Annotated in this window: 6 protein-coding genes and 1 pseudogene; 1 reads left to right on the plus strand and 6 read right to left on the minus strand. The window is 55.7% G+C overall.

Going from position 1 to position 5,392, the window contains the following annotated elements; all coding sequences use genetic code 11:
• Positions 1 to 179, minus strand: a pseudogene (locus KQJ19_RS22180) (globin domain-containing protein); the annotation flags it as partial.
• A gap of 326 nt (positions 180 to 505) precedes the next feature.
• Between KQJ19_RS22180 and glyA the strand changes: the two are divergent.
• Positions 506 to 1,759: a serine hydroxymethyltransferase gene (gene glyA, locus KQJ19_RS22185; RefSeq protein ID WP_003835277.1), complete on the plus strand. Its 1,254-nt coding sequence runs from the start codon at positions 506 to 508 to the stop codon at positions 1,757 to 1,759.
• A gap of 78 nt (positions 1,760 to 1,837) precedes the next feature.
• On the opposite strand, the gene hcaD is transcribed toward glyA, so the two are convergent.
• From hcaD to KQJ19_RS22210, 5 genes are all read right to left on the minus strand, one after another.
• A complete protein-coding gene (gene hcaD, locus KQJ19_RS22190) occupies positions 1,838 to 3,040 on the minus strand; it encodes a phenylpropionate dioxygenase ferredoxin reductase subunit (protein WP_216404160.1) in 1,203 nt (400 codons plus the stop codon).
• A 9-nt stretch (positions 3,041 to 3,049) separates the two neighbouring features.
• Complete coding sequence (gene hcaB / locus KQJ19_RS22195) at positions 3,050 to 3,862, minus strand: 3-phenylpropionate-dihydrodiol/cinnamic acid-dihydrodiol dehydrogenase (RefSeq protein WP_019077395.1); 813 nt, start codon at positions 3,860 to 3,862, stop codon at positions 3,050 to 3,052.
• Entirely contained in the window at positions 3,859 to 4,179 is a 321-nt protein-coding gene (gene hcaC / locus KQJ19_RS22200; protein ID WP_016154025.1) for a 3-phenylpropionate/cinnamic acid dioxygenase ferredoxin subunit, read from the minus strand. The genes hcaB and hcaC overlap by 4 nt, the downstream gene beginning before the upstream one ends.
• Positions 4,179 to 4,697 carry a 3-phenylpropionate/cinnamic acid dioxygenase subunit beta gene (hcaF, locus tag KQJ19_RS22205; RefSeq protein ID WP_200080357.1) on the minus strand — a complete coding sequence of 173 codons (519 nt, stop codon included), beginning with the start codon at positions 4,695 to 4,697 and terminating at the stop codon, positions 4,179 to 4,181. Before hcaF ends, hcaC begins: the two co-directional genes overlap by 1 nt.
• Positions 4,694 to 5,392 (minus strand): SRPBCC family protein (locus tag KQJ19_RS22210; protein WP_275972566.1); only part of this gene is annotated, 699 nt, incomplete at its 5' end. The genes KQJ19_RS22210 and hcaF, both read right to left, overlap by 4 nt.

The following is a 5,392-nucleotide window of genomic DNA, read 5'->3' on the forward strand; positions in this document are numbered from 1 at the left end:
GCGTTAAACAGCGCTTCTCGCTGATCGCCATTACGCTGGTTACTCATGTTGAAGATTTCTTTCAGCTCTGGGTTATGCGTAAACATGCGATCGTAGAAATGTGCGGTCAGCTTCGGGCCTGTTTCAACCAGCAGGGGAATGGTGGCTTTCACTGTAGCGATGGTTTGTGCGTCAAGCATACGGTCTTCCTTTATCTGAAATTTTAATGATGTATGTCAAATGCATCTTATAAAAAATACCCCTGCATTGTAAATGGTTCTTTGTCACTTTGCGTTGTAAAGGTTACATCGTGAAAAATCTGCATCACAAACCTGAAAAGAAATCCGTTGAAATTCAGCAGACCTTTGTTCTCCAAAGCCTTGCGTGCCGTGAAGGTAATCGTTTGCGTAAAATCCTTTGTCAAGACCTGTTATCGAAGAATGATTCGGTTATACTGTTCGCCGTCGTCCAACGGGACTGCCTTTTTAGGCCGAAATTCTATTGTTAGCTGAGTCAGGAGATGCGGATGTTAAAGCGTGAAATGAACATTGCCGATTATGATGCCGAACTGTGGCAGGCTATGGAGCAGGAAAAAGTACGTCAGGAAGAGCACATCGAACTGATCGCCTCCGAAAACTACACCAGCCCGCGTGTTATGCAGGCGCAGGGTTCTCAGCTGACCAACAAATACGCTGAAGGTTATCCGGGCAAGCGCTACTACGGCGGTTGTGAGTACGTTGATATCGTTGAGCAATTGGCTATCGATCGTGCAAAAGAGCTGTTTGGCGCTGACTACGCTAACGTACAGCCGCACTCCGGCTCTCAGGCTAACTTCGCTGTTTACACCGCTCTGCTGCAACCGGGTGATACCGTTCTGGGCATGAACCTGGCGCAAGGCGGCCACCTGACTCACGGTTCCCCGGTTAACTTCTCTGGCAAGCTGTACAACATCATTCCTTACGGTATTGATGAGTCCGGTAAAATTGACTACGAAGATATGGCTAAGCAGGCCAAAGAGCACAAGCCGAAGATGATCATCGGCGGCTTCTCTGCTTACTCCGGCGTTGTTGACTGGGCAAAAATGCGTGAAATCGCCGACAGCATTGGCGCATACCTGTTCGTTGACATGGCGCACGTTGCGGGCCTGATCGCCGCAGGCGTTTACCCGAACCCGGTTCCACACGCGCACGTAGTGACCACCACCACCCACAAAACCCTGGCGGGTCCGCGCGGCGGCCTGATCCTGGCGAAAGGCGGTGACGAAGAGCTGTACAAAAAGCTGAACTCCGCGGTGTTCCCAAGCGCGCAGGGCGGCCCGCTGATGCACGTGATCGCAGCGAAAGCCGTGGCGCTGAAAGAAGCGATGGAACCTGAGTTTAAGGTTTACCAGCAGCAGGTTGCCAAAAACGCCAAAGCGATGGTGGAAGTGTTCCTGAACCGTGGCTACAAAGTGGTTTCTGGCGGTACTGAAAACCACCTGTTCCTGCTGGATCTGGTTGATAAAAACCTGACCGGTAAAGAAGCTGACGCCGCACTGGGCCGCGCTAACATCACTGTTAACAAAAACAGCGTGCCGAACGATCCGAAGAGCCCGTTTGTGACTTCCGGTATCCGTATCGGTTCTCCGGCTGTGACTCGCCGTGGCTTTAAAGAAGCGGAAGTGAAAGAGCTGGCTGGCTGGATGTGTGACGTTCTGGACAACATCAATGACGAAGCCGTTATCGAGCGCGTCAAAGGTAAGGTTCTGGATATCTGCGCACGCTTCCCGGTTTACGCGTAATTCTGCTTAACGCAAAACAAAAGGCCGCTGATGCGGCCTTTTTTAATGCCTGATAGCGCTGCGCTTTTCAGGCTGCTATCACAACGACTTCAGCGCTACGCCTTCATCGCACAACGCTTCCTCGCTTACCACTCGTCCTGAATGAATTAACTTACGCAGTGCGCGCACTTCGCGTCCATTGTTGAGCGCTACTGCGCCAATTAGCTTCCCATCACGCAGGTGGAACCAGATAGCCTTGCCGTCATCTGGATTGCCACGACATAACCATGTTTGCCCTTGCATACCGCCAACAAATTGCAGATTGTCATTAAATTGGTCGGTCCAGAACCAGCCTGGCGTCTTCTCCGGCAACGGCAGATTAAGCATTGCGGCAGCGGCAATCTGTGCCTGGTTATTGGCATTTTCCCAGCTTTCTACCCGTTCTAACGAACCGTCGGGCTGGCGCGTTATCGCCACATCACCGGCGGCAAAAATCGCGGGATCGGAGGTGATGCAGGCGGAGTCAACGATAATACCGTTAGCCGTCTCCAGCCCCGCTTCGCGAGCCAGCGCATCATTCGCCACGATACCGATGCCATAAACCAGCGCATCGGCCTGTAGCATCTCGCCGTTTTGCAGGGTAAGCGAGAGAAACTCTCCCGCTTCAGCGTGCTCAATGGCGCTGTTGAGCAGCACCCGCACCCCTGCCTGTCGGTGGCGGTTTAGCAGATAGTCGCGCACCGGAGCTGGGGCGTTGCGACCCATTACCGTTGAGGCCAGCTCCACTAACGTCACCCGACAGCCGCGTTGGATCGCGCTGGCCGCTAATTCCAGGCCAATGGTGCCCGCACCGACAATCACAATCGCCTTGCCCGGCAGCAAGGCACCGCGCAGACGCTCGGCATCTGTGGCGTGACGCAGGGTAAAGCAACGTTCGCCCAGTTTATCCAGTAGCGGCAGCGGTCTGGCGGCGGCCCCGGTCGCCAACAGCAACTGCGACCAGCGGTAGGACTGACCATCGGCGAGCATCAGCGTGCGCGAGGTGCGGTCAATCTGACGCAGCGTGACGCCAAGATGCAGCTGTACGTTGTTCTCCAGCCACCAGTCAGCATTCAGGATCGGCTGTCGCTGTGGATTTTCGTCCAGCAGCATCGCTTTGGAGAGCGGAGGGCGTTCATAGGGCAGATACGGCTCATCGGAAAACAGATGCAATTCGCCGTTAAATCCTTGCTGACGCAGTGCGACGGCGGCCATTGCCGCAGCCTGACCACCGCCGACGATAGCGATAATTTTATGGCTCATAACGCCTCCTCAGAGATCCAGTCCGGCGGCAACGTGACGAATACCGCGAATGCCCAAACCGGCATCGGCATTGATCATCACGCCACTCAATGTGCGATTGTTGCGCTTTGACGCCAGCATCACATACGGGCCGGTAAAATCCGCTGGCTCAGGAAAAAACTGCAACGGCAAAATGGCGGCGATTTTTTCCGGCGTCAGCGACTGCATAATCGACGTATCGCCCTGGCCCAGCGCCTGTGGGCCGCGCAGATCGGTCGCCATGCCGCACGGACCGACGCCGTTGACGCGCACCTTTGGCGCCAGCTCGTAGGCTAACTGGCGAATCAACCCGGTGGCGGCATGTTTAGAGGCGGTATACAACGGACCGCCGCCGCCGGGATACCACGCCGCGTTGGAAAGGGTAAAGATGATGTTGCCTTCGCTGGCGATAAGCGCAGGGGCGCAGGCTTTTGCGCCCAGCAGATAGCCCAGCACGTTGACGTTAAACAGCTCATGAAAGCCGCTCTCCAGCGCGTCTGCTGGCGTATTGACCAGCGAGGCGTTGTGATCCCATATCCCGGCGTTGCCGATCAAACAGTCCAGCGTGCCGTAGCGCGCCAGAATTTGATCCACCGCGCGCTGATAGTCGGCGTAGCAGGTGACGTTGCCTTCTACTGCCAGCACATGTTCGCCAAAACGTTGGCGCAGGCTGGCGACTTTGGCTGGCGAAAGTTCCAGCGTGGCGACCCGCGCGCCTTCCTCAATGAAACGCTCGACCAGCGCCAGGCCAAGACCGGAGCCGCCGCCGGTGATAAAGACCACGTTATCGCGTAAATCGCTCATCTCGCGTCCTCTGGAATATCAACGAACACATCGCTACCTTCCACGTACACCGCGTAGGTGGTCAGCGGATCGGTGGCAGGTAAACACAACGCCTTACCGGTTTTCAGGCAGAAACTGGCGGCATGCAGCGGGCATTCCACCGTCGCATCGTCTTCCAGATAACCTTCCGACATCGAGGCATTACCGTGGCTACAGCGATCGTTAATGGCATAAAACTCGCCGCCAACGTTGAACAGCGCGATGACAGGCGAGGTGTCGAGCCGGAGCGCTTCACCCTCCGGCAAATCCCCTACGGGGCAGGCATAAATACGACTCATCAGAACAATACACTCAAGTTATGGGAGGTGATCACCGCTTGATCCAGCACGATCTCACGCTCCAGTAAGCGCCACTCATCGCCCGGTAAACGGCGCACTTTGTCCATGCGCATGCCGACGTAAAAGGTTTCATCGCGCTCCTTTTGCGCGCGATACAGCAGATAGTTAAGGCGCACGGCGAATACATCCGGCACTTTGGTTTCACTGACCTGGCAGTTGCTGATCAGGTGTCGGGTACGCGACGGCGGCTCCTCTGCCCAGGCCATTCCGGTTTCCAGTCGCGCAATACGGCGTTCAAGCTGATCTTTATTGTCGTTAAAAATCCAGGTGGTTGGCGGCTGCACGCCTTTGCGACGGTCGCGCGTCTGGGCATTGACCGTTGTGCGCATGGTATAGCGAATGTCGTCATCCAGCTGTGCCAGCCAGTCGCGAAACTGCCAGTCATCCAGCAGGCTGGCTTCATGGTAGAGAAACTGCGTAATGCGGTGATGCAGTTCCAGGGAAACTAAAGCACTCATTTCATCACCTCCTGCTGGTAAGCGGCGGTTTTTTCCTGCACTTCCTGCCAGCTTTCGCTGCTGAGTAAATCAGCCCAGCGCTGATACATGCCGCGGGCGGCGGTTTCTGAGAAGATGTAGTTGGTGATCCCCGGAATGCCGTCTTCACGACGTTTCTCCTGACCTAACCCCATTTCCAGGCACAGTTTGCTATTACGCGCCCGATGCCCCTTCAGCAGTTTTTGAATTTCACACCAGTTTTCTGAGTCGTCCTGCTCAAGGAATCCGGCGGGGCCAAAAGCGCGCGTAGCGCTGTTTTCAAATGCGGATTTCACTTCATCAGAGGCGGCTTTATCGGTAATACAGAACGCCCACACTTCAACCTGATCAGGACCGCGCGGATGCCAGACGCGCAACGTAGCGGTACCATTGAGCCAGGAAAGCGTTGGAAAAATGTTGTTGTGACCGGCCAGACGCAGGGCACGAACCTTACCCAGACGCTGTTCAGCTTCCGCGTAGGTGTCGCGGTAGTAGCTGGAGACTTCGCCGTCGACCCACACGTTGGCATCCGGCTTTTCGGTAAAGAAGAAGCCGCTGCCGTGCCCGTCCTGGCCGAACTGTAGTGCATCTTTGGCGGTTTCCCACACCGGGCGAGCGGTTTGTCCGTCACCGAGGCGTTTATCGCTACCGTCGTCTTTTGCCCCCAACACCTGCAC

The sequence above is a fragment of the Citrobacter sp. S46_ASV_140 genome, from assembly GCF_018919545.1.
GTDB lineage: Bacteria > Pseudomonadota > Gammaproteobacteria > Enterobacterales > Enterobacteriaceae > Citrobacter > Citrobacter braakii.

What these genes read in the sequence shown, in the direction of transcription:
- glyA (WP_003835277.1), top strand. Translation starts at nt 506, where the DNA reads ATGTTAAAGCGTGAAATGAACATTGCCGATTATGATGCCGAACTGTGG.
- hcaD (WP_216404160.1), bottom strand. Translation starts at nt 3,040, where the DNA reads ATGAGCCATAAAATTATCGCTATCGTCGGCGGTGGTCAGGCTGCGGCA.
- hcaB (WP_019077395.1), bottom strand. Translation starts at nt 3,862, where the DNA reads ATGAGCGATTTACGCGATAACGTGGTCTTTATCACCGGCGGCGGCTCC.
- hcaC (WP_016154025.1), bottom strand. Translation starts at nt 4,179, where the DNA reads ATGAGTCGTATTTATGCCTGCCCCGTAGGGGATTTGCCGGAGGGTGAA.
- hcaF (WP_200080357.1), bottom strand. Translation starts at nt 4,697, where the DNA reads ATGAGTGCTTTAGTTTCCCTGGAACTGCATCACCGCATTACGCAGTTT.